Below are 26,976 nucleotides of genomic sequence, written 5' to 3'. Positions count from 1 at the left end.
CTCGCTGAGTCGGATAATGGCTACCGTAATGACCGTACGTCGGAAAGTTCGAAAAGCGGAACTGCTTCACACATGTAGGACGGTTCGCCGCATAAATATCAATGTGACATTACGGGGTCAATTGTTTAGGATGGCGACCAGAAGGTCAATAGTTTGGCATAAACTAGATTGCGAAAAAATCTAGCCAATTATTTGACGTCATTAACACCATAGACTATGCCCCTCCTGTCTGGCGTCCTAACTTGGGCTGCCACATGGATTTCATCAGAACGGAACACCGGAGAAAATTTTAATGAGCAGTGTTGTTGCCATCGTCAAAAGCATTGTTGGTCAAGTTTTCGTTATTTCTCCGGAAGGGGCGCGCCGCGTTCTGGTTGAAGGCGATCGTCTGTTCGCGGGTGACCAGATAGACACTGGCATGTCCGGCGCGGTCAGCCTGGAGCTGGCCGATGGCCGCACGCTGGACTTGGGTCGGGATACTCAGTGGAGCGCCGATCTGCCGGACTCCAGCCTCGACCTGGCCGCCGCCACCGAGCAAGCCGCGCCTTCGGTAGCCGAGCTTCAGCAAGCCATCGCCGCCGGCGCCGACCCGACCACCGACCTGGAAGCCACTGCCGCAGGCGCAACTGCTGCCGGTAACGGCGCGGCGGGCGGCGGCCATAGCTTCGTGGTGCTGGACGCGACCGCTGGCCGCGTCGACCCAACCATCGGCTTCCCGACCGGCCCGCTTGGCCAAGGCACCTCGACGCAAACCCAACTCACGGGCGCCCAAGGCTCCAACGAAACAGGCAACCTGGTGTTGCAGGCTTCGACCCTGACCCTGAGCGCGACTCCGACCATCACCGAAGCCGGCGGCGTACTGACCTATACCGCGACCGTGACCCAGGCGCCGTCCAGCGACCTGAGCATCACCCTGTCCAATGGCGCGGTCATCACTATCACGGCTGGCCAGACGACCGGCACCGTCAATGTGCCGCTGGCGCCAAATGACAGCCCGTACATCGACCCAAGCCAGATCAGCGTCACCGTCACCGGCACCACCGGCGGCAACAACCTGGTGCTGACCATCGACCCTAACCCGGCCGTGACTCAGATTACCGACACCATCGACACCACCACCGTCACGCTGACGGCGGGCGAGACCGTGACCGAAGGCGGCCAGATCACCTACACCGCCACCTTGACCAACCCCGCTCAGACGCCGGTGACTGTCACCTTGAGCAATGGCTCGGTGATCACCATCAAGGCCGGCGAGTCCGTCGGCACGGTGGTGGTGGATACCCCGGCTAACGACGTTTACAACAATGGTTCGACCGTCACGACCACCATTACCGGTGCAACCGGCGGCAACTTTGAAAATCTAGTACCTAGCACTACGCCTGCGGTTACTACGATTACGGACTCGATCGACACCACCACTGTCACGCTGACTGCTGGTCAGACCGTGACCGAAGGCGGCCAGATTACTTACACCGCCACCTTGACCAACCCGGCGCAGACGCCGGTGACTGTCACCTTGAGCAATGGCTCAGTGATCACCATCAAGGCCGGCGAATCGGTTGGCACCGTAGTCGTGGATACCCCGGCTAACGACGTCTACAACAACGGTTCGACCGTCAGCACCACGATTACCGACGCAACCGGCGGCAACTTCGAAAACCTGGTGCCGAGCACCACGCCGGCGGTCACCACCATTGTTGATTCGATCGACACCACCTCCGTCACGTTGACGGCCGGTGAGACCGTGACCGAAGGTGGCCAGATCACCTACACCGCCACGTTGACCAACCCGGCGCAGACGCCAGTGACTGTCACTTTGAGCAATGGCTCGGTGATCACCATCAAGGCCGGTGAGTCGGTTGGCACCGTAGTCGTGGATACCCCGGCTAACGACGTCTACAACAACGGTTCGACCGTCAGCACCACGATTACCGACGCAACCGGCGGCAACTTCGAAAACCTGGTGCCGAGCACCACGCCGGCGGTCACCACCATTGTTGATTCGATCGACACCACCACCGTCACGTTGACGGCCGGTGAGACCGTGATCGAAGGCGGCCAGATCACCTACACCGCCACGTTGAGCAACCCGGCGCAGACGCCAGTGACTGTCACCTTGAGCAATGGCTCGGTGATCACGATCAAAGCGGGTGAGTCGGTTGGCACCGTAGTCGTCGACACCCCGCCGAACGATGTCTACGTCAACGGCAGCACTGTCAGCACCACCATTACGGGCGCGACGGGCGGCAACTTCGAAAACTTGGTACCGAGCACTACGCCTGCGGTTACCACCATCACAGATTCGATCGACACCACAACCGTGACGCTGACCGCGCCGACCGAGGCGAACGAAGGTGGTCAGATTACGTACACCGCTACGCTTTCCAATAAAGCGGGCACTGACGTAACGCTGAAACTCGACAACGGCTCGACCATCACCATTAAGGCCGGCGACACCGTCGGCACCGTGACTGTTCCGGCGCCGAGCGATGACGTGTTCATCGACAAGAGCACCCAGACCGTCAAGATCACCGACACTGCTGGCGGCAACTTCGAGAAGTTGGAAGTTGCAGGCGACGGTGCGACCACCACGATCAATGACACCATCGACAAGGTCGATGTCGTACTGACTGCCACCACCACTGTTGGTGAAGGCGGCAACATCGTCTACACCGCCAGCCTTGTGGATAAAAACGGCGCAGCGGTGACCAACATCACCAACCCGCTGACCGTGACTTTGGACAATGGCCAAACCATCACCATCGGCGTTAATCAGTCGAGCGGCGCCATCACGGTTGTGGCTCCTGACGATGTGTACAAAGGCGATCAAACCGTCACTACCGCTATCAAAGGCGTAACTGGCGGTGAGCACTTTGAAAATCTGGTTCCAGGAACCGATAAAGTCACCACGACTGTGACTGACACACCGGGCACCGATAACACCACGACCGTAACCCTGACGGCTCCGACCGAGGTTAGCGAAGGTGGTCAAATCACCTACACCGCGACCTTGAGCAACAAGGCGGGCACTGACGTAACGCTGAAACTCGACAACGGTTCGACCATCACCATTAAGGCCGGCGATACCGTCGGCACCGTGACTGTTCCGGCGCCGAGCGATGACGTGTTCATCGACAAGAGCACTCAGACCGTCAAGATCACCGACACCGCTGGCGGTAACTTCGAGAAGTTGGAAGTTGCAGGCGACGGTGCGACCACCACAATCAATGACACCATCGACAAAGTTGATGTCGTACTGACCGCGACTACCACTGTTGGCGAAGGCGACAACATCGTCTACACCGCGTCGCTGGTCGACAAGCCGGGTAACCCGGTGACCAACATCACCAACCCGCTGACCGTGACTTTGGACAATGGCCAAACCATCACCATCGGCGTTAATCAGTCGAGCGGCGCCATCACGGTTGTGGCTCCTGACGATGTGTACAAAGGCGATCAAACCGTCACTACCGCTATCAAAGGCGTAACTGGCGGTGAGCACTTTGAAAATCTGGTTCCAGGAACCGATAAAGTCACCACGACTGTGACTGACACACCGGGCACCGATAACACCACGACCGTAACCCTGACGGCTCCGACCGAGGTTAGCGAAGGTGGTCAAATCACCTACACCGCGACCTTGAGCAACAAGGCGGGCACTGACGTAACGCTGAAACTCGACAACGGTTCGACCATCACCATTAAGGCCGGCGATACCGTCGGCACCGTGACTGTTCCGGCGCCGAGCGATGACGTGTTCATCGACAAGAGCACTCAGACCGTCAAGATCACCGACACCGCTGGCGGTAACTTCGAGAAGTTGGAAGTTGCAGGCGACGGTGCGACCACCACAATCAATGACACCATCGACAAAGTTGATGTCGTACTGACCGCGACTACCACTGTTGGCGAAGGCGGCAACATCGTCTACACCGCGTCGCTGGTCGACAAGCCGGGTAACCCGGTGACCAACATCACCAACCCGCTGACCGTGACTTTGGACAATGGCCAAACCATCACCATCGGCGTGAACCAGTCGAGCGGCACCATCACGGTCGTAGCTCCTGACGATGTGTACAAAGGCGATCAAACCGTCACTACCGCTATCAAAGGCGTGACTGGCGGTGAGCATTTCGAGAACTTGGTTCCTGGGACCGATAAAGTCACCACGACTGTGACTGACACACCGGGCACCGATAACACCACGACCGTGACCCTGACGGCTCCGACTGAGGTTAGCGAAGGTGGTCAGATTACGTACACCGCTACGCTTTCCAATAAAGCGGGCACTGACGTAACGCTGAAACTCGACAACGGCTCGACCATTACCATCAAGGCCGGCGACACCGTCGGCACCGTGACTGTTCCGGCGCCGAGCGATGACGTGTTCATCGACAAGAGCACCCAGACCGTCAAGATCACCGACACGGCTGGCGGTAACTTCGAGAAACTGGAAGTTGCAGGCGACGGTGCGACCACCACGATCAATGACACCATCGACAAGGTCGATGTCGTACTGACTGCCACCACCACTGTTGGTGAAGGCGGCAACATCGTCTACACCGCCAGCCTTGTGGATAAAAACGGCGCGCCGGTGACTAACATCACCAACCCGCTGACCGTCACCTTGGACAACGGCAAAACCATCACCATCGGCGTGAACCAGTCCAGCGGTAGCGTTTCTGTTGTGGCTCCTGATGATGTCTACAAAGGCGACCAAACCGTCACTACCGCTATCAAAGGCGTGACTGGCGGTGAGCATTTCGAAAATCTGGTTCCGGGTACCGATAAAGTCACCACGACTGTGACTGACACACCAGGCACCGATAACACCACGACCGTAACCCTGACGGCTCCGACTGAGGTTAGCGAAGGTGGTCAGATTACTTACACCGCTACGCTTTCTAACAAAGCGGGTACTGACGTCACTCTGAAATTGGATAATGGTTCGACCATTACCATCAAGGCTGGCGAAACCGTCGGCACTGTGACTGTTCCGGCGCCAAGCGATGACGTGTTCATCGACAAGAGCACCCAGACCGTCAAGATCACCGACACCGCAGGCGGTAACTTCGAGAAGTTGGAAGTTGCAGGCGACGGTGCGACCACCACGATCAATGACACCATCGACAAGGTCGATGTCGTACTGACCGCGACCACCACTGTTGGTGAAGGCGGCAACATCGTCTACACCGCGTCGCTGGTCGACAAGTCGGGTAACCCGGTGACCAACATCACCAACCCGCTGACCGTCACCTTGGACAATGGCCAAACCATCACCATCGGCGTTAATCAGTCGAGCGGCGCCATCACGGTTGTGGCTCCTGATGATGTGTACAAAGGCGACCAAACCGTCACTACCGCTATCAAAGGCGTGACTGGCGGTGAGCACTTTGAAAATCTGGTTCCAGGAACCGATAAAGTCACCACGACTGTGACTGACACACCGGGCACCGATAACACCACGACCGTGACCCTGACGGCTCCGACTGAGGTTAGCGAAGGTGGTCAGATCACCTACACCGCGACCTTGAGCAACAAGGCCGGCACTGACGTAACGCTGAAACTCGACAACGGCTCGACCATCACCATTAAGGCCGGCGACACCGTCGGCACTGTGACTGTCCCGGCACCTAGCGATGACGTGTTCATCGATAAGAGCACTCAGACCGTCAAGATCACCGACACGGCTGGCGGTAACTTCGAGAAGTTGGAAGTTGCAGGCGACGGCGCAACCACCACGATCAATGACACCATCGACAAGGTCGATGTCGTACTGACTGCCACCACCACCGTTGGCGAAGGCGGCAACATCGTCTACACCGCCAGTCTTGTGGATAAAAACGGCGCAGCGGTGACCAACATCACCAACCCGCTGACCGTCACCTTGGACAATGGCCAAACCATCACCATCGGCGTTAATCAGTCGAGCGGCGCCATCACGGTCGTAGCTCCTGATGATGTCTACAAAGGCGACCAAACCGTTACCACCGCTATCAAAGGCGTAACTGGCGGCGAGCACTTTGAGAACTTGGTTCCTGGCACTACGCCGGTTAACACCACCGTCACGGATACTCCGGGCACCGATAACACCACCACCGTTACGCTGACCGCGCCAAGCGCAGTCAACGAGGGCGGTGAGATTACTTACACCGCTACGCTTTCCAATAAAGCGGGCACCGACGTAACGCTGAAACTCGACAACGGTTCGACCATTACCATCAAGGCGGGCGACACCGTCGGCACCGTGACTGTCCCGGCGCCGAGCGATGACGTGTTCATCGATAAGAGCACCCAGACCGTCAAGATCACCGACACTGCTGGCGGCAACTTCGAGAAGTTGGAAGTTGCAGGCGACGGCGCAACCACCACGATCAATGACACCATCGACAAAGTTGATGTCGTACTGACCGCGACTACCACTGTTGGCGAAGGCGGCAACATCGTCTACACCGCCAGCCTTGTGGATAAAAACGGCGCGGCAGTGACCAACATCACCAACCCGCTGACCGTGACTTTGGACAATGGCCAAACCATCACCATCGGCGTGAACCAGTCGAGCGGCACCATCACGGTCGTAGCTCCTGACGATGTGTACAAAGGCGACCAAACCGTTACCACCGCTATCAAAGGCGTGACTGGCGGTGAGCACTTTGAAAATCTGGTTCCAGGAACCGATAAAGTCACCACGACTGTGACTGACACACCGGGTACCGATAACACCACGACCGTAACCCTGACGGCTCCGACTGAGGTTAGCGAAGGTGGTCAGATTACTTACACCGCTACGCTTTCTAACAAAGCGGGTACTGACGTCACTCTGAAATTGGATAATGGTTCGACCATTACCATCAAGGCGGGCGACACCGTCGGCACCGTGACTGTCCCGGCGCCTAGCGATGACGTGTTCATCGATAAGAGCACCCAGACCGTCAAGATCACCGACACCGCTGGCGGTAACTTCGAGAAGTTGGAAGTTGCAGGCGACGGCGCGACCACCACGATCAATGACACCATCGACAAAGTTGATGTCGTACTGACCGCGACTACCACTGTTGGCGAAGGCGGCAATATCGTCTACACCGCGTCGCTGGTCGACAAGTCGGGCAACCCGGTGACCAACATCACCAACCCGCTGACCGTGACTTTGGACAATGGCCAAACCATCACCATCGGCGTTAATCAGTCGAGCGGCACCATCACGGTTGTGGCTCCTGACGATGTGTACAAAGGCGATCAAACCGTCACTACCGCTATCAAAGGCGTGACTGGCGGTGAGCACTTTGAAAATCTGGTTCCAGGAACCGATAAAGTCACCACGACTGTGACTGACACACCAGGCACCGATAACACCACCACCGTTACGCTGACCGCGCCAAGCGCAGTCAACGAGGGCGGTGAGATTACTTACACCGCTACGCTTTCCAATAAAGCGGGCACCGACGTAACGCTGAAACTCGACAACGGCTCGACCATCACCATTAAGGCCGGCGACACCGTCGGCACTGTGACTGTCCCGGCACCTAGCGATGACGTGTTCATCGATAAGAGCACCCAGACCGTCAAGATCACCGACACCGCAGGCGGTAACTTCGAGAAGTTGGAAGTTGCAGGCGACGGCGCGACTACCACGATTAATGACACCATCGACAAAGTTGATGTGGTTCTGACTGCCACCACCACCGTCGGCGAAGGCGGCAACATCGTCTACACCGCCAGCCTTGTGGATAAAAACGGCGCGGCAGTGACCAACATCACCAACCCGCTGACCGTCACCTTGGACAATGGCCAAACCATCACCATCGGCGTGAACCAGTCGAGCGGCGCCATCACGGTCGTAGCTCCTGACGATGTGTACAAAGGCGATCAAACCGTCACTACCGCTATCAAAGGCGTAACTGGCGGCGAGCATTTCGAGAACTTGGTTCCTGGGACCGATAAAGTCACCACGACTGTGACTGACACACCAGGCACCGATAACACCACGACCGTAACCCTGACGGCTCCGACTGAGGTTAGCGAAGGTGGCCAGATCACCTACACCGCGACCTTGAGCAACAAGGCGGGCACTGACGTCACCCTGAAGTTGGATAATGGCTCGACCATTACCATCAAGGCGGGCGACACCGTTGGGACCGTGACCGTTCCGGCGCCTAGCGATGACGTGTTCATCGATAAGAGCACCCAGACCGTCAAGATCACCGACACTGCTGGCGGCAACTTCGAGAAGTTGGAAGTTGCAGGCGACGGTGCGACCACCACGATCAATGACACCATCGACAAGGTCGATGTCGTACTGACTGCCACCACCACTGTTGGTGAAGGCGGCAACATCGTCTACACCGCCAGCCTTGTGGATAAAAACGGCGCGGCGGTGACCAACATCACCAATCCGCTGACCATCACCCTGGATAACGGCAAAACCATCACCATCGGCGTGAACCAGTCCAGCGGTAGCGTTTCTGTTGTGGCTCCTGACGATGTGTACAAAGGCGACCAAACCGTCACTACCGCTATCAAAGGCGTGACTGGCGGTGAGCATTTCGAAAATCTGGTTCCGGGTACCGATAAAGTCACCACGACTGTGACTGACACACCAGGCACCGATAACACCACGACCGTGACCCTGACGGCTCCGACTGAGGTTAGCGAAGGTGGCCAGATCACCTACACCGCGACCTTGAGCAACAAGGCCGGCACTGACGTAACGCTGAAACTCGACAACGGCTCGACCATCACCATCAAGGCGGGCGACACCGTCGGCACCGTGACTGTCCCGGCGCCTAGCGATGACGTGTTCATCGACAAGAGCACCCAGACCGTCAAGATCACCGACACCGCAGGCGGTAACTTCGAGAAGTTGGAAGTTGCAGGCGACGGCGCGACCACCACGGTCAATGACACCATCGACAAAGTTGATGTGGTTCTGACTGCCACCACCACCGTCGGCGAAGGCGGCAACATCGTCTACACCGCCAGCCTTGTGGATAAAAACGGCGCGGCGGTGACCAACATCACCAATCCGCTGACCATCACCCTGGATAACGGCAAAACCATCACCATCGGCGTGAACCAGTCCAGCGGTACCGTCACCGTCGTAGCGCCGAACGACGTCTACAAAGGCGACCAGACCGTCACCACCGCGATCACCAACGTGACGGGCGGCGCGCATTTCGAAAACCTGGTGCCAGGTACCACGCCAGTTAACACCACGGTCACGGACACCCCGGGAACCACCGATCTCACCAGTGTCACGCTGACTGCCCCAACGGCGGTCAACGAAGGTGGCCAGATCACCTACACCGCCACCTTGAGCAACAAGGCCGGCAGCGACATGGTGATCCAACTCGATAACGGTTCGAGCATCACCATCAAGCAAGGCGCGACCGTGGGTACGGTGACGGTACCAGCACCTAGCGATGACGTGTTCATCGACAAGAGCACTCAGACCGTCAAGATCACTGGCACTACTGGCGGTAACTTCGAGGGTGTGACTGTCACTCCAGGCGGCGCGACCACCACCATCAACGACACCATCGATGATGTGACCGTGGTGCTCAAGGCCACCGGTTCGGTGAGTGAAGGCGGTCAGATCGTCTACACCGCGTCCTTGGTCGACAAGAACGGTGCAGCGGTGACCAACGTCGGTTCCGACCTGGTAGTGAAGCTGGATAACGGCTCGACCATCACCATCGGCAACGGCAAGACCAGCAGCACCACCACCGCCACCGCGCCTAACGACGTGTATGTCGGTGCCAACGATGTCAGCACCAAGATCACCAGCGTGGTCAGCGGTGGCGACAAGTACGAGCACTTGATTGTCGACGGCAGCACCGTGACCACCAAGGTCACCGATGTGGTCACCAACACCACCATCAGCATCACCGGCGATGCATCGGTGACGGAAGGCAGCACGGCGCACTACACCCTGACGCTGAGCAACCCGGCGCAAACCGACGTGACCGTGACGCTCAAGTACAGCGGCACCGCCACCGACGGTTCAGACTTCAATGGCGTGTACACGGTGAAGATCCCGGCCGGTTCCAGCAGCGTGCCGTTTGATATCCGCACCATCGACGACAAAATTACCGAGCCGACGGAAAAAATCGTTATCACTATCGACAAGACCACTGGGGGCAACTTCGAGAACCTGGTGGTCGGCAATGGCAGCGTCAGCACCGATATCATCGACAACGATGCACCACCGGTCATCGATCTGGATGCCAACAACTCCAGCGGCGCCACCGGGGCCGACTACAAGACCTCGTTTACCGAAGGCGGCACCGGCGTGTCGATTGCTGACACCGACATCAAGATTACTGACCCGGACAGCACTCAACTGACCGGCGCCACCGTGGTCCTGACCAACACCCAACAGGGCGACGCGCTGAACTTCAGCAGCGTCACCGGCATCAGCGTGGCCTCGGTGACAGACCCTGCCACCGGCAAGATCACTCTGACCCTGACCGGCACGGCATCGCTGGCTGACTACATGCAGCAGATCAAGAACATCACGTTCACCAACAGCAGCCACGACCCGAGTACCACGCCACGGACCATCACCGTGACCGTGACCGACGGCGGCAACTACTCCAACGTCGCCACCACCACGGTCAACGTAGTGGCGGTCAACGATGCGCCAGTGGCAACCGGCAGCGCTGTGACCGGCACTGAAGACACGCCGCTGGCACTGACCTGGGCTAACTTCGGCGTGACCGACGTGGACTCGCCCCAAGCCAGCCTGGCGGTGAAAATCACCGACCTGCCGGTGGCAGGCAAGCTGCAATACCTGGCGACAGACGGCACCACTTGGACCAACGTGACCGCCGGCCAAACCTTCACCAAAGCCCAGATCGACGGCGGCCAGTTGCGCTTCATGCCGAACGCCAACGAGTCCGGCGCCGATGGCTATGGCGGCAACGGTATCGGCAACAAGCAGGCCGATTACGCGCAGTTCAAGTTCCAGCCAACGGATGGCAAGGACTTTGGCACCAGCGCCACGGTGAAAGTCGATATCACCCCAGTGGCCGACGCACCGACCCTGACGGTGGCCGACAACAACGTCAGTTCGATCGGCTTGCTCAAGCAAAGCTGGAACAGCATTGCAGGCATTGGCACTAACGGTAACGGCGCGTCAGCGACCGACCTGAAAAACGCTATTGATAAGGCCGGCACGCCGAACAGCAGCGGCGTCGTAACCAACGTCGAGTCCACCGAAAACGTCGCCGCAGGCGCAGGTTCGAAGATCTCCGGCCTGATCTATATGGAAGCCGGTAAGACCTACACCTTCAGCGGTACCGGCGATGACAGCCTGGTGATCAACGTCGGCGGCAAAGACGTGGCCAGCGCGCAATGGGGCACCAACAGCGGCAAGTTCAGTGGCTCGATCACCCCGACCGTAAGCGGCTACTACAGCCTCGAGATCTACCACGCGAACCAATCCGGTCCCGGCAGCTATGACGTTAACCTGTCGGTTAACGGTGGCGCGGCCAAAGACCTGAGCACCAGCGGCGTGCCGCTGTATACCGGCATCACTGACCTGACCAACGCCGGCGTGACCGTGTCCGACCTGCATGGCAGCAACGGCGACGGTTACTACGTGGGCTACAAGCTCAACGAAGGCCAGGAAAACGGTACCGTGAAGCTGTCCAAGGTCACCACTGCGCTGACCGATACCGACGGCTCGGAAACCCTGAGCGTGAAGATCAGTGGCGTACCGGCAGGCTCGGTGCTCACCGACGCCTCCGGGCACACCTTCACCGCGACTAAAGCCGTTGGCGAAGTGAATGTCACTGGTTGGGATTTGAACACCCTGACCATCAAGCCGCCGACCTACTACAGCGGCCAGTTCAACCTGACCGTCACCTCGACCTCCACCGAAAGCATCGGCGGTTCGGCAACCACCACCGCGCAATTGCCGGTCACGGTCTACCCGGCCACCTACAGCTCGATAACGGGCACCTCGGGCAGCGACACGATCAACGGCAGCGACGGCAACGACATTGTCGTGGCCGATATCGGCGGCCTGAACGTGGTGCAGGGCAAGAACTACAACATCGCGTTCATGGTCGACAGTTCCGGCAGTATGAGCACCTCCTCGGTCAACGCGGCGAAGGCTTCGCTGACCTCAGTGTTCAATTCGCTGAAAGACAGCCTGGGCGCCAACACGTCGGGCACCGTGAACATCTTCCTGGCAGACTTTGATACCCAGGTGAACAAGTCGATTGCGATCAACCTCAACGATCCAAACGCCCTGACGTTGCTCAAGGCCGTGCTGGACTCGATGGTGTCGGGCGGCGGTTCCAACTATGAAGACGTGTTCAAGACCACGGCCAACTTCTTCCAGAGCGGCCTGGCCACCGGCAACACCGGCGCGACCAACTTGACCTACTTCATCACCGACGGCAAGCCGACCTACTACCAGAGCGGCGAGCAGACCAACCCGACGATTTACAACACAAAACTCGATGACTTGGTGACGACGACCAACTACACACTGGGCACAACGTTCAGCAAGTACCTGGATAACAACCACTACTTCACCATCGACTCCTCGGGCGCAGCTCAATTGCAAACCTGGAATGGCTCGCGCTGGGTCGTTAATAACCTGGGCACCCTCCACGCCCAAGGTGACGGTACCTACGAGCTGTCCGACCGTTCAGGCTTGGGCAGCGGCACCGATTCGTCGACGCTGAGCAACTCGAAAAGCGCCTTTGCGCTGCTGGGTGGGTTGTCGCAAGTGGAGGCCATCGGCATCAACAACGACGTCACCCTCAACGACCTGAAGCCGTACGACAGCGATGGCAAGCCGCAAAGCAACATCGATCCGAAGGACTTGGCCAACGCGATCCTCGGCCACACCGAAGCAACGCTGCCGGGCGCCGACACCATCAACGGTGGCGACGGCAACGACATCATCTTCGGCGACCTGGTCAGCTTCAGCGGGATTACCGGTGAGGGTTACAACGCACTGCAGGCCTTCGTCGCGCAGAAAACCGGTGTGGCCGTCTCGGCGGTGACCACCTCGAACGTGCACCAGTACGTTACCGAGCACTACGCGGACTTCGATGTCTCCGGCGCCAAGGACGGTAACGACACGCTGTTGGGCGGTGCAGGCGATGACATCCTGTTCGGCCAGGGCGGCAACGACACCCTGGACGGCGGCAAAGGCAATGACATCCTGCTGGGCGGCACCGGCAACGACACCTTGATCGGTGGCCAGGGCAACGACATCCTGATCGGCGGTTCGGGTGCCGACACCTTCGTGTGGAAGGCCGGTGACATCGGCAACGATGTGATCAAGGACTTCAAAGCATCGGAAGGTGACCGGATAGACCTCAAGGATCTGTTGAAAGGTGAGACCGACAGCACCATCGACAACTACCTTAAGATCACCACGGTAGACGGCGTGTCAACCTTGCAAGTCAGCACTGAAGGCAAGCTCAACACCACAGGCGGCCTGGCCAATGCCGATGTGACGATCAAGCTGGAAGGCAACGATTGGTCCCACACCAGCATCAACTCGCTGATCAGTGGTGCCGACCCGACCATCAAGATCGACCACACCGCCTAAGCTTCGGTTTATCGGCCGCCCCCAGGGGCGGCCGATTTGCTTCGGTGACACGTTGCTGGCCCTGGCGAGCGGTTGCATCGCATACTCACTTCAATAAACACACCGCTGACCTATGCGGGTGAAAACGTGTGGCTCATTTTCGAGGGGTTCTTATGTTTTACGTGCAACGTGATGCACAGGGCGTGCTGAGTCGCGTAGAGGCCGCTGCCTTTGCTGAATCAACCGAAACCCTGCCAGCCGATCACCATGAGATCCAGGCCTGGTACGCCAACGAAGTGGTGGAAACCAGCTTGGCGCAGCTCAAGCAAAGTGACCTGGAAATGATCCGGGTGCTCGATGACTTGATTCAGGTGCTGACACGCAAGGGAGTGATCAGCGTCACTGACCTGCCGCCCGCGGCTCAGGCCAAGTTGATGGACCGTAACCACGCGCGGGAAGCGTTGGGCGGGTTGAGCCATTTGATCGATGATGAAGAGACTGGGCTGATCTGATTTCGGCAGGCAAACCGAATCTAAATGTGGGCAGGCTTATGTGGGAGCTGGCTCCCACATAAGCCTGCTCCTACATTGGATTGGCATTATTTCCAGGGCGCGGGCTCACCAAACAGCTGGCCCTGCACACCGAAAATGCCCATTTCGCGAATCACCTGCAGCTCACCTTCGGTTTCCACGCGCTCGGCAATCAATGGTAAGTCGATGCTGTGGGCCGCGCGTTGGATCGCCTCGATAAACAGGCGCTTGTCGCTTTCCTGGTCGATGGCACGGATATAGCTGCCGTCGATCTTCAAGTACGCCAGGCCCAGGCGCGCCAGGTTGCCGATCATGCTGAAGCGCCCACCGAAACGCTGCAGGCTAAGAGAGAAGCCCAATTCGCGCAGGCGCTGGGTCAACTGCTCCAGCAGCGCCTGCTCCGGCAATTGCTCTTCGCCAATTTCCAGGGTCAGGCGCGAGCCCAGATTGCTGTGCTGGCGTAGCAACTCAAAAATTCGATTCAGCGCCTGGGCGTCCTGCAAGGTGGCCGCCGATAGGTTCAGCGCCAAGCTATGGCTGTGACCGGCCATCTGCTTGAGCACGTGCTCCAGCATCAGGCGGTCCAGGCGCGCGGTCCAGCCGAAGCGTTCAAGCCACGGCAGGAAACGCCCGGCGGGTATGGTGTGACCGTCGTCATCCTGCAAGCGCGACAGTACTTTGTAGTGCAAGACCAACTGCGGGTCCTGGCTGGCGACGACCGGCTGAAAGTACAGCTGGAAACGCTCCTGGGTCAGGGCTTGGTCGAGCAGGGTGTGCCAGGCATGGTGATCGTCGCCGACGCTGGCGGCGGCGTTGTGGTCGAGGCACACCCAACTGCTGTCGCCCTGCCCTTCGGCCTGGGCCAGGGCCTGGTCAGCCAAAGTCAGCAGGGCCAGCGGGGAATCGCCATGGCTGAACGGCGCCAGGCCGATATAGGCGACCGGCGTGACGTCACTGGCGCCGGTGGCCTGCAGGCTGAGCAAGGTGCTCTCCAGGTTCTGCGCCAATTGCAACGCTTCTTCGCGCACCAACCCCGGCGCCAGCACCGCGAATTCACCGCCGCGGATACGGGTGACGAGGTTATGAGTTTCCGGGTAAGGCTCGCACTGGCGTAGCAGTTGTTCGCCGACCGCTTGCAGCAACTGGTCGGTGCGCTGGCCCCCCAGGCGCTGGTTGAGACCGGCCAGGTCCTTGACTCGCAATAGCAGCAGGTAGCCGGAGTTGGAGTCTTCCGGGTTACTCACGCGGGCGTTGAGCTGCATCTCGAAATAACGGCGGTTGGCGAGGCCCGTGAGGTTGTCCTGATAGGATTCGATGCGCAGTTTTTCGCTGCGCTCGGCCTGCTCCTGAAACAGCGCCTTGAGCTTTTCTACCATCTGATTCATAGCTTGCACCACACGGCGCAACTCCGGCGTACGTGGCAGGTCGGGCAGGCTGAGGAACTCGCGCCGCGCAATGGCGTGGGATTGCTTGACCATGTAGTCCAACGGCTTCAGTTGCCGACGCAGCAACAGCGCACCCAGCACTGCACTCACCGCACCGCACAACAGCAACCAGCCAAGGCTGCCCAAGGCGCTCTGCCAAAGCTTGGCCAGGGCAAACATAGGGTGGCTGACCACTTCCACACGCGCCGCCTGCTCCCAGCCACGGCTGACCAGCGCATCACCACCGGCCGGCTCCAGACCGATGAGTTTGACGAACCAGTTGGGCACACCGTTGTTGTCAGGAATACCGCTGCGTTCGACGATGGTTTTATCCGTGGCCAAATCCACCACGCGGATGCTGGCGTAATAGCCGCTGTCGAAGATCGAGCTGACCAGCAATTCCACCATGGCCGGGTCGTCGATATTCGGCGTCAGCGACAATGCCAGCGCCGTCGCCGCATCCTGTGCATGCGAACGCAGCTGGTTGACGTATTGCGTGCGCGAACTTTCCAGGCTGACCATGAAGCTGCCGCTGAAGGCGACCACCAAGAACAGACAGATTGCGATCAATAGTTGTTTGAACAGAGACATCCGATCAGTTACTCCTAGTTGGCAGGCTCGGCTGGGAAGCCTTCCGCACGCATTTTTCTCAACACATCCTGCCAACGCGACAAGCGTTTAGTGTCACCGACTTTCTTGTTGCCCTTGGCACCGGGGAGGTACAAACCCTCGGCGTTGAATGAGTACACCGGAATCAGGTCGGTACGGCGGGTGGCTGGCAGGATGTCGTCCATCAGGCTGTCGAGCACCAACGGGATAGCGTCCGGGGTCGAATAATACGTCAGGACCATGTGAGCGCGATTCTGACGCAAGGCCTTGACGTAGGTAATGCGCAATTTGTCGCTGGAGACGCCCAGATGACGCAAACTGAAATACTTGGCGATCGCGTAGTCCTCACAATCGCCAGCCCCCTTCCAGAGCGCTTCGATGGGCGTCTCCCAATAGTCGACCACGTGCCAGAGGTCGATGTCTTCTACGTAAGACACTTGCTTGTTGAAGAACAGGTTGACGACCTTGAGCTGCTCCTGCTCGTCGACCTGTTTTTGGGTCACCAGCAGTCGCTGCCAAGCGTCGATACGCTGCTGGCCCTCCCCCAGCGGCCCGTACAAGGCCGTGGCCTTGCGGCTGATCTGGGAGAAATCCCAATCGGCATGCAGCCCGCCGAGCATAAGGCCGGCCAATACAATCGCTGAAAACAACCAGCTAACGATTCGAGAGGGAATAAAACTTACCGCCAAGGCGTTCAGTCCATGAAGAGAGACGGAATTTTAAAGGATGGTGATGCTTCGACTCGCAAAAAACAATGGCACAGTGCAATCATCCATCGGTGGGCCGAGTTTATAACCGCACCCTGTGGGATGCACAAAGTACACTCCGTAAGCCCTTACAAACGGAAACTTTGGTTGTTTGACAAGCGTGTGGCCCGTCTCTAGTGTGCATTGGATCCAATTAAACACACTCCATTCAAGAAAGGAGGATAGCGCAACCGTGACGCAGAAGCCGAACCCTTTAAGCAGCATCAAAATCAGCGGGCCTATTCCCGCCCATCTTGCTCGCGCCGTTATTGAAGAAACACTGCGCAATGCCATTCTCGATGGTCGACTGCCCTGTGGCACCGCGATGCGTCAGCAAGAGCTGGCTAGCCTGTTCGGCGTGAGCCGCATGCCCGTGCGCGAGGCCTTACGCCAGCTGGAAGCTCAATCCTTGCTGCACGTGGTGACCCATAAGGGCGCCGTGGTTGCACCGTTGATCGAAGACAATTCGGCTGAAACCTACGAACTGCGCATGCTGCTGGAATCCGAAGCGTTGCGCCTGTCGACTCCGTTTCTCACCGACGCCGACATCGCTGAAGCCGATGCCTACATCAATGCGCTGGAACAGGAGAAAGACTACGCCGAGATTGGCCGGCTCAACCGCCTGTTCCACATGGTGTTGTATGGCAAGGCACCTAACCAACGGCTGCTCAAACTGGTTGAACACGGTTTAAATGAGGAGGAACGGTTTCTGCGCTTCAACCTTGAGGCGATGGGCCTGGGCGAGACATCACAGGAAGATCACCGCGAACTGCTGAGGCTTGTGGCTCAGAAGAAGATCGAAGAGAGCATTCTGACCTTGCGTAATCACCTGATGCGGGGAATGGAGGTGATCACCACCTACCTCAATGGTCTTGAAGCTGCCGCAACGAAAGACGCGCAGTAGGGTTCAGGGCGCTCCCCGTTGACCCTCTAAGGTGCAGGGCTCCTTTCCTATAGGAGAGAGAGCCCGACGACGATACGCCCCGACCAGAACGATGTAATTTAAACAGGACGGCTCGTTTCGAGGAAACTTCTAACAGTTACCCAAGCAACTTGCTTACAACAAGATATTTCTCGCAAAAGCATCTAACACTTTCACAAGATGATCAAAGCGTTTAATAAGATTATTATCCCTCACCACTAAAACAAATACTTTATTCGACCGTACAACTTCACGCCAGGTTAGCGCTGTGCGCGTGAACCGGCTAAACGCCATCCTTCTATTTACACTTAAAAACCCCCACCACTGTTTTCAGAGCAGTCGCAACAACTTATAGGCGTCAACCATGCACCAACACTTACTTGAACAAAAAAATGGCTGTTATGCAGCCATCCGTTATTTAAAGAAATAACTTCGCTTAATAAGTTACAGCTTTTCATGGAACATCATGTATTTGCGGTTTGGGACTTCATGACACTGACCAAACGGCTGCAGCAAGACCTGACCTGCACGCACTTACCCTGGCTCCCACCCACGGACCCGCAAGCCGCACGCCTTATCAATGAAATCGTGCTGGGCGAAGAATCGGACGAACATCCAACACGTGGCCATTGCAGCCACTTCGAACTTTACCTGGAGGCGATCGCAGAGGTCGGTGCCGACACGCGTACCGTCCAGCACTTCATCGAACTGCAGCGCCAGGGTGTGCAAGCAAACGCGGCCTTGCACATGATCGATGTGCTGCCGGGTGTGGCGCGCTTTGTCGACAGCACGTTACAGGTCGCGCTAAACGCGCCCACCCACTGCGTGGCGGCGGCCTTCCTGCATGGTCGCGAGAGTGTCATTGCGCCGATGTTCGAACGCATCCTGCACGGCAATGCGTGCATTGATCGTCAGGCACCAACCTTGGGTCATTACCTTCGCCGTCACATCGAATTAGATGCCCAAGACCATGAGCCAGCGGCGCAACAGTTACTCCAACGCCTGATCGGGGCAGACACTGCGCGCCAACGCCAGGCCGATGAGATTGCGCTCGACGCCGTGCAAAGCCGCCTGTGCTTCTGGGACGCCGTGCACACCTCGCTGCAAGAGGTGCAACCTTGAACGCCACCGACTATCGCTCCTTCGCCGAAGACTGGGAACGCCGCGCAACAATCCGAACACGTCCTCGGCGGTTGCTGGAAAACGACGATAGATTGATCTATCCCCTGTGCCGCCAGCCTCTGGTGCTGAGTGCGACTTTTCTCGAACACTGCCCGCAATGGCGCGACTTCGTGTTGGTGCAAAGCTTCTACAAATTCATCAACGACGTGGTGATCTTCGAAACCGAGATCGTCGACAAGACCGCCCGCAGTATTGCCAAGAATCACTTTTCACAGCCCTTCCCCCTCGCCTGTCGTGTGGACGCGATGACCGTCGTGGTCGATGAGGACTACCACGCGCTGGTTGCGATGGACTTCCTGCAACAAACCGTCGAAATGACCGGCATACAACCCCTCGACCTGCCTGGGCAAATCGAACTGAGCCATGCCCTGCCGGCAGCGCAGGCGCTGACACCGCCACACCTGCACGATGCCGTGGAATTGATTAGCGTGGCCATCGCCGAGAACACCATCACCCATGACGTAGCGGCGTTTTCCAAGGACGACAGCGTCAAGCCTTCCATACGTGGTTTGATGGCCGATCATTTGCTTGATGAAGGTCGCCACGCGCAGTTCTGGACGCAACTGGTGCGCCTCTACTGGCAAGCGGCAAGCCCGGAAGACCGTGATCAAATTGCTGAAACCCTGCCGATTTTTTTGCAGCATTACCTGACCAATGATCTGCAGAAAGGCTTCAATCTTCAGCTGATCGAACACTTGGACGTCAGCGCCGACATTCGCCGCGCGCTAAGTGACGAAGTCGCGGCGCTCGACTTTCCAATCACCCGCCATCACCCGCTGCTCGGCAACATCATGGGGTTCCTGCATCACAGTGGCGTGCTCCACACGCCGAGCGTCGTCCTGGCCCTGAGAGACTACCTGCCCGAATCGGGGAGGTCGGTGTGAGGCGCTTGAAGATTGGTTGGAACGGCACCAGCAGTGCATTGGAAGTGCTCAGGCAAACGGTGGAGCAATGCGGGCACGTCACCGCAACAGAATCGCTCGACATCGTTATTGAAGACGGCAGCCAACCGCCGCTCACACGTGCCGACAACACCCAATGGCTAAGCCTGCGCCTGGGTATCGGCCCCGTGTCCGAATATGGGCTTCCCCTGCTGCAATTGCGCTGCTATGACCATAACAGACGTGTATTGGCGGTACAGGGCGTTGCCGAGGAGCCCAGCGGCAACGGCCAGCAATTGCGCCGACAAGCGATCAACACGCTGGTGGAATGGGCGGCCTCGCTGGTCAGCGGTTTTTCGAGGGACGCGGGCTTCTTCGCCGCAACCACCACCGCTAATGCCTGGCCCGAGCAAAACCTGCAAGGGCTGGACGCGTTGGCGTTCGTGCATCGATTCAATCGGACTGCGCAGCCGGCCCTGTTGCTGGCGGCCCAAGTGCCCATCATCGAAAGGTTACAAGCCAGCCTGCACACCTTCGCCGAACGAGCGGCACTAAACATCGCGGGTAGCGTAGTGACTTACCGGCAATTACACGCTCGAGCCCTGTCGATTCAGCAACGTCTGTGCCCTCTACTGGAAAGTAGTGAGCAGCCTGCGGTGGTCGGCGTGTGCCTGGACAAGTCCGTCGAGTTGTACGCCAGCATTCTCGCGGTGTTGGGGTGCGGCGCGGTGTACCTGCCACTGGCACCGGACCATCCGCCACAACGCCAGCAGGCAATGCTGCAAAGCGCTAGAGCCACTGTCTTGCTGGATGATGGCCGGCACTCTTTGCACGACCACTTTGTTAGCGTGAATGTCACCCATATCGACCCGGCTCACGCCGACACCGTGCAACCATTGATGCGCCATCGCCCCAGCGTTGAGGCGCCCTGCATCGCACTTTTCACCTCGGGCACCACCGGTCAGCCCAAAGGGGTACTGCTCAGCCAAGGCAACCTTGCACATTGCACCGCCTGGCTCGGCGCCTGTACGGCGCTGGATGAACGGAGCCGTGTGCTGCAATTTTCGCCGCTGAGTTTCGATTCATCGCTGATCGATATCTTCCCGGCGCTGGTCGCCGGCGCCGAGTTGATCGTGCCAAGCCAAGACCAACGGCACGACCCCCAGCAGTTGGTCGACCTGATTCGCCAACAGCGCATCAGCCATGCTTTTCTGCCGCCGGCACTTCTGAGCATCCTGCCGCTGGATCAGCCCTTGGGCTTGGCCCACTTGTTGACCGGTGGCGATACCTGCGAGCCGTATGTGATCGAACAATTGGCGAGCCAGTGCCAACTGCACAACCTCTACGGCCCTACCGAGGCCACGGTGCTGATCACCCACCGGACTTTTAAGCCGGGTGACAGCAATCGCAACCTGGGACACCCCATTGCCAACAGCCAGGTGTTGATTCTCGATGACCACCTGCAACCGGTGGATGAACAGGTAATGGGCGATCTGTACGTGGTCGGCCCTGGGGTGAGCCTGGGGTATGTGAATGCGCAACAACAGGCGGACAACCCGTTCGTTGAGCTGATACTGCCCAATGGCCATACGCTGCAGGCTTATCGCAGCGGTGACCTGGCGAAATGGACGCAAGACGGCATCGAGTTGGGCGGCCGACGAGATGATCAGGTCAAGATCCGTGGCTTTCGGGTGGAGCCCCTGGAAATCGAACAATGCCTGCGCAACAGCCGGTTATTTCGCCAAGTAGCCGTGGTGATCGATGGGGATCGCAGGATTTTCAGTTTTGTCGCCCAGCCCGAACCCGCCGCCACATTGGCGGGCTTGAAGCACTATGCGCAGCAACGGCTACCGACTTATATGCATCCCGAGGCGTGCGTTGAGTTACCCACTATGCCGCGCACCAGCAACGGCAAGATCGACCGCCAGGCGCTGCTGGCGATACCGATGCACGCGCCTCCCCTCACTGTCGGCAGCCATGCTCAAACGCCTCTGCAAACGCGCCTGGTGGCGCTGTGGAGCGAGCTGTTGGGTGTGCCTGGCGATGACGTTTGCATTGATGACAGCTTTTTCAACTTGGGCGGCCACTCCATCTTGCTGTCGACCCTGTTGCTACGCCTGCGTGAAGAGTTTGGCCGCAGCCTCGCATTGAGCCGTTTCTTTGAGGCCCCCACGATTCGTACGCTCGCCGTGCTGATGGAGGACGGAGAACCGCCCCATGTACTGTCGGGTCACGTGGAGAAAGATGCGTCACAAGCATTGGATGTCGAAATACTGCACGCAGACCACGCTGGCGATCCGCGCAAGGTGATCGTCACCGGTGCCAACAGTTTTGTCGGCGTGCATCTCGTCGAGGCGTTGTTGGCGGGCGGTGCACAGGAAGTGGCATGCCTGGTGCGTGAACAGGCGGGGCACTCGGCAGCAGCGCGGTTTGCCGAAGCATTACGCGAGTACCGCCTGGAACATCTGGACCTGAGCCGAGTGCAGGTATACGCCGCCGACATCAGCCTGCCTCGACTGGGCCTGGCCTGCGATGAGTATGAGCGCCTCGCTGGCAGCTATGGCGTGTTGGTGCACAACGCAGCGCGGGTCAATCATGTGATGGACTACGCCTCACTCGCCAGGGACAACGTCGAACCGATGCTCGAGTGCCTGCGCCTGTGTGAAACCCATCGCAAGAAGGTCTTCAATTTCGTCTCGACACTGTCGGCCTGCAGCAGCATCGATGCTCAGGGGAAGATCCTCGAAGTATCGGCGATTGCTACGTTGCCGCTCTATCTCAAGAATGGCTACAACCTGTCCAAATGGGTCGCCGAACGACTGCTAGGACGCGCTGCCGAGCAAGGTGCGTGGGTGAATATATATCGCCCGGGAAACATCGCCTTTAACAGCCATAACGGTGTCTGCCAGCCGCAGAACAACCGCCTGATGCTGATGCTCAAGGGGTCGCTGCAGCTGGGCCTGGCGCCTCGCCTGGACATGAACTTCGACCTGATGCCGGTGGATTTTTTTGCCCGCTTCGTTGCATTCCACTGCGGCCAATTTACCGCGGGGCGAAACATCTTCAACCTGCACAACCCACTGCCCTTGAGCTGGGATAACTACCTCGATGCGTTCAGCCAAGCGGGCCTCCGTTTCGAACGTGTGAGCGTTGCGCATTGGCAAACAGCGCTGCGGACGGTAGGCCGCGATAACGCACTCTTTGGCGTGCTGGGGTTTTACCTGAATGACCTCACCGAAGACATCAGCGACACCTCAATGATTTGTCACGACAACGCACGCCAGGGCGTGGCCGCCATGGGCGAGCAATACCCGCAAAAGGACCCGACGCTGTTGCGCAAGGGCTGCGACTACCTTAAGGCCATTGGCTTTCTCTAACCCTTTCAGGACACGCTTATGCAACTGCTGCAACCCGATACATTGATCCGCAACCCTGGCGGCGCAACGATGGTGGCGTCCGTGGACGTCGCGTGCGAGGCCGCTCGCCTGTGGCGTGTGGTCGGTAACTTTGCAGGTTTTGACGCCTTCATTCCCGCCCTTTCGCACATCCAAATGACGGGGACAGGTACAGGCGCACTGCGCACCAAGTTTTTCCACGATGGCCATTGCGTTGTAGAGCAACTCAACAGCCGCGATGACGAGGCCATGTACATGACGTGGACCACGATCTACAACACCTTGGGTGTTGCCCGGTTGTGGGCCGCAATGCGTGTGGAAAGGCTTGGCGAGGGGAGTTCCAGGGCGACCTGGACCCTCATTGGCGAGCCGCTGGAGGCTGCGCAGGCAGAGCTTGAACAGTTTGTGCAGGCTTTCGCCGACGACGCACTGCAGAACGTACGCCAAATGCTCAGCTAATCGGCAGAAGCGAGCGGTCTCGCTCCTGCCTGATCAGGATCAGATTTTGAAGCTGTCGACCAATTGTTTCAAACGGCTGGCCTGCTGGGACAGCGCGTCGCAGTCCTTGAGTGTTTCGTTGAGGTTGGCCACGCCCTGCTGGTTCAGCAAGTTGATCTGGTTGATATCGACGTTGAGGGTTTCCACCACGGCAGTCTGCTCCTCGGTGGCGGCAGCAACCGATTGGTTCATGCCATCGATCTCAACGATTCGTTGCGTCACGCTGATCAGGCGCTCACCGGCCTGGTTGGCCACTTCAACGCTCTCTTCGCTAGAGGTCTGGCTGGCGTTCATGGTGGTCACCGCTTCACGCGAACCCACTTGCAACGAAGTGATCATCTTGTGGATCTCTTCGGCAGACTCCTGCGTACGGTGAGCCAGGTTCCGCACTTCATCGGCAACCACAGCAAACCCACGCCCGGCTTCCCCAGCACGAGCGGCTTCGATCGCGGCGTTGAGTGCCAGCAAGTTGGTTTGCTGAGAAATGCCTTTGATCACATCGAGGATGTGACCGATGTTGTCGGTGCTCGCGTTCAGGGTTTCTATTTGAGTGCAGGACAAGCTGATTTTTTGCGACAGTTCCGACATCGCCAGGATGGTTTGCTCCACCACCTTACGCCCGTCGTCTGCCTGCTCACTGGCACCACTGGCGTGCTGCGACGCATCGGCCGCATTACGTGCGATTTCCTGGGTGGCGGCACCCAACTCGTTGATCGCCGCAGCCACGCTATTGGTGCGCGCACTTTGTTCGTCCGAGCCGATGATCGAGGCATTGGACGAGGCCATGACGCGCTGGGACAGGTCGTGTACCTGACGCGTTGCCGAAGACACTTCGGAGATCGACGCGTGGATACGCTCAACGAACTGATTGAAGGCGCTGCCGACTTCGCCGAACTCGTCCTTGCTGGTCACATCCAGGCGACGAGTCAAATCACCCTCGCCCTGCGCAATGTCCTGCATGGCAACCCCCATGGTGGTCAACGGGCGCAATAGGACTTGAATCAGCAGGCTCAAGAGCACGGCAATTGCCACGACCGCGATCAACATGGCGATTAACGCCGAAGTACGGAACTTGCCCAGCGGCGCGTAGGCTTTATCTTTGTCGATCGACAGACCGATGTACCAATCGGCACCCGGCAAGCCGCTGATGGGGGTGAACGAAAGGATGCGGTCCTGGCCATTGAGGACGACGTCCTGGCTGACCTTCTCGATACGCAGGTGGGCGCCTGGGTAGATGTCCTTGAGATTTTTCATCACCTGGTCCTGGTCAGGACTGACGATGACCTGGCCATCAGCGCTGACCAGAAATGCATGGCCGATGCCGCCGAAGTCGACCGAGTTGATGATCTTCACCAGGGTTTGCAAGCTCAGGTCACCACCGACCACACCCAGCAGCTCCCCGTTCTTTTTGACTGGAAGAGCGATGGTTACGATCTGACCGCCCACGGCTGCCATGTAGGGCGGGGTGAGCATGGTTTTATCCGCCGCCACCGCTTGTTTGTACCAGGGACGCTGACGAGGGTCGTAACCATCGGGCATCTTGGCATCAGGGCGCTGGGTGAACACGCCATTGGTTTGACCGACGTAGGTGAACTGGAAGTTCGAGGTAAGCGCTGGCTGATCGACCAGGCCCGGAAGGTCGGCACCACTGCCCTGGTGCGCGACGTTTTGCGCCAGGCTTTCTAGGACCAGGATCCGCCCACTGAGCCAGTTCTGCACACTGCTGGCCGTGAGCTCACCCGATTGCTGGATGGACGACTCCAGATTTTGCTTGATGGTGCTGCGCTGCAGGTAGTCGTTGTAAAGCGTGAATAACGCGAAAGCGAGAACCACGACGCCTGACGCGGCCAACAGAATTTTATGACTGAACTTAAGATTCATTTCATCGACTTCTTTTTGCCAAGGGGGGATGAGCGTGCCGAGTGGAACATTCCATGTAACGGGATAGGCGGACTCTCTCGGACCGCTCTATTTCGGTGCACGCATGGCTCATCAGGCTTTCGGCCACATAAGGATAAATCTTAGAAATTTGTGAGAAGCATCCTTATTTTGAGAGGGAATCCGACCAGCGGCGCAGTCTGCGTGACGAGCGCTAGCAAAATCTTTCAGGACTTTAGGGAATGCGGCTTATTATCATTTGTGACGTTCGGCCAAGCCTGTGTGAATGCCCTCTACTGAATACATTGCGTGTGAAGGTGTTGTACAGACGCTTTACAGCACCCATCACAACTGGCTCAACACATGGCTGCGCAGCCGCCTGAGGCAACGCCGCCGATGCGGCAGACCTGGCGTCTATCTGCAAGTGGCGACTCTCACTCGAGCTGCGTCATGACTGGGTAGAGACGTCCGATGAAAACCGTATTGCAGAGGGGGGCCGACCACTGGGTACGGATATCTCTGACAAACGCATCAAACTCAAGGGGCGCGGCGTATCTGCTTGATAACCGTTTGGCGCCTTATGTCAGTTAGTCAGAACCCTTCAGACAATACGGGCAATCCAGTCGCACCTACAGCTGGGCCGATGCGGAAAACACAATGAAGTTGCCAGCCTACACCTTGTTTGACGCTTCAGTAGGGTATGACTTGGGCAGGGTAGGGTTGAAGGGCGTGGATGTAAGGTTGAATGCCAACAACCTGACCAATGAAACGTATGTGGCCTGTTGTGCCAGCCTGAACTTCTGCTACCTGGGAGAAGAGCGTAACGTCAGCGCGACGGTAAGCTACCAATTCTGATTCGATATCGTTTCTGATAAGCGAGCGCCTGATTTGAGGCGTTGGCTTTTTTGTACGCCGGTTTCATGGGTTGAGCATATGCAACCAGCTCGGAAGGACACCTACCTGTGCGCTTTCAGTTTGAGGCATTTGCTAGTCGCTATCCTCCAAAACGACAAAACCCCTGTCCGCTTTCGCAGACAGGGGTTTCGGAATTCAATCTTGACGATGACCTACTCTCACATGGGGAAACCCCACACTACCATCGGCGATGCATCGTTTCACTGCTGAGTTCGGGATGGGATCAGGTGGTTCCAATGCTCTATGGTCGTCAAGAAATTCTGTGTACCAGACCGTTGCGTGAGCAACGTGCTAGTGAAATTCATGGACTTCTACATAAACAAAACCCCTGTTTGCGTTAGCAAACAGGGGTTCTGGAATTTAATCTTGACGATGACCTACTCTCACATGGGGAAACCCCACACTACCATCGGCGATGCATCGTTTCACTGCTGAGTTCGGGAT

Annotated in this window: 9 protein-coding genes, 2 rRNA genes and 3 pseudogenes; 9 read left to right on the top strand and 5 right to left on the bottom strand. The window is 58.1% G+C overall.

The annotated features are described in order from the left end of the window. Positions 1–292: 292 nt before the first annotated feature. The gene (locus tag E0F99_RS17585; RefSeq protein WP_130908838.1) at positions 293–13,573 is read left to right on the top strand and encodes a retention module-containing protein; all 13,281 of its coding nucleotides are present in this window, start codon (positions 293–295) and stop codon (positions 13,571–13,573) included. Between the two features lie 152 nt (positions 13,574–13,725). Further along, on the top strand, positions 13,726–14,064 hold the full coding sequence (locus tag E0F99_RS17580; RefSeq protein ID WP_083355881.1) for a tryptophan synthase subunit beta: 339 nt from the start codon (positions 13,726–13,728) through the stop codon (positions 14,062–14,064). A gap of 86 nt (positions 14,065–14,150) precedes the next feature. Here E0F99_RS17580 and lapD read toward each other — a convergent pair whose 3' ends face one another. Then, positions 14,151–16,097 carry a cyclic di-GMP receptor LapD gene (lapD, locus tag E0F99_RS17575; RefSeq protein WP_083355882.1) on the bottom strand — a complete coding sequence of 649 codons (1,947 nt, stop codon included), beginning with the start codon at positions 16,095–16,097 and terminating at the stop codon, positions 14,151–14,153. Positions 16,098–16,111: 14 nt separating this feature from the next. Continuing rightward, positions 16,112–16,804 carry a cysteine protease LapG gene (lapG, locus tag E0F99_RS17570; protein ID WP_083355883.1) on the bottom strand — a complete coding sequence of 231 codons (693 nt, stop codon included), beginning with the start codon at positions 16,802–16,804 and terminating at the stop codon, positions 16,112–16,114. Positions 16,805–17,054: 250 nt separating this feature from the next. Between lapG and E0F99_RS17565 the strand changes: the two genes are divergently transcribed. The 5 genes and pseudogenes from E0F99_RS17565 to E0F99_RS17545 all read left to right on the top strand — a co-directional run bounded on the left by E0F99_RS17565 (position 17,055) and on the right by E0F99_RS17545 (position 23,700). Then, positions 17,055–17,765: a GntR family transcriptional regulator gene (locus E0F99_RS17565; protein ID WP_083355884.1), complete on the top strand. Its 711-nt coding sequence runs from the start codon at positions 17,055–17,057 to the stop codon at positions 17,763–17,765. A gap of 382 nt (positions 17,766–18,147) precedes the next feature. Next, positions 18,148–18,905 (top strand): annotated as a pseudogene (locus E0F99_RS17560) (DUF3050 domain-containing protein). Then, positions 18,902–19,849, top strand: coding sequence for a diiron oxygenase (locus E0F99_RS17555; protein WP_083355885.1), 948 nt, complete (start codon positions 18,902–18,904; stop codon positions 19,847–19,849). The pseudogene E0F99_RS17560 and the gene E0F99_RS17555 overlap by 4 nt, the downstream one beginning before the upstream one ends. Next, positions 19,846–23,223, top strand: a complete 3,378-nt coding sequence (locus E0F99_RS17550; RefSeq protein WP_083355886.1) for an amino acid adenylation domain-containing protein — start codon at positions 19,846–19,848, stop codon at positions 23,221–23,223. Before E0F99_RS17555 ends, E0F99_RS17550 begins: the two co-directional genes overlap by 4 nt. A gap of 18 nt (positions 23,224–23,241) precedes the next feature. Continuing rightward, on the top strand, positions 23,242–23,700 hold the full coding sequence (locus E0F99_RS17545) for an SRPBCC family protein (RefSeq protein ID WP_083355887.1): 459 nt from the start codon (positions 23,242–23,244) through the stop codon (positions 23,698–23,700). A gap of 39 nt (positions 23,701–23,739) precedes the next feature. Here the strand turns inward: E0F99_RS17545 and E0F99_RS17540 are convergent, their stop codons facing one another. Beyond that, positions 23,740–25,620: a methyl-accepting chemotaxis protein gene (locus tag E0F99_RS17540; protein ID WP_083355888.1), complete on the bottom strand. Its 1,881-nt coding sequence runs from the start codon at positions 25,618–25,620 to the stop codon at positions 23,740–23,742. Positions 25,621–25,903: 283 nt separating this feature from the next. Between E0F99_RS17540 and E0F99_RS30030 the strand changes: the two are divergent. Then, positions 25,904–26,030, top strand: a pseudogene (locus E0F99_RS30030) (sigma-70 family RNA polymerase sigma factor); the annotation flags it as partial. Continuing rightward, positions 26,022–26,472: pseudogene (locus E0F99_RS30270) on the top strand (TonB-dependent receptor domain-containing protein); the annotation flags it as partial. The pseudogenes E0F99_RS30030 and E0F99_RS30270, both read left to right, overlap by 9 nt. 199 nt (positions 26,473–26,671) lie before the next feature. On the opposite strand, the gene rrf (E0F99_RS17530) reads toward E0F99_RS30270, so the two are convergent. Together rrf (E0F99_RS17530) and rrf (E0F99_RS31175) are read right to left on the bottom strand one after the other, a co-directional pair. Then, positions 26,672–26,787: ribosomal RNA gene (gene rrf, locus E0F99_RS17530) — 5S ribosomal RNA — on the bottom strand. 109 nt (positions 26,788–26,896) lie between these two features. Then, positions 26,897–26,976 (bottom strand): 5S ribosomal RNA (rrf, locus tag E0F99_RS31175); the annotation flags it as partial.

The sequence above is a fragment of the Pseudomonas antarctica genome (genome assembly GCF_900624995.1).
Taxonomy (GTDB): Bacteria; Pseudomonadota; Gammaproteobacteria; order Pseudomonadales; family Pseudomonadaceae; genus Aquipseudomonas; species Aquipseudomonas antarctica.
This window is presented reverse-complemented; position numbering and strand designations above follow the sequence as displayed.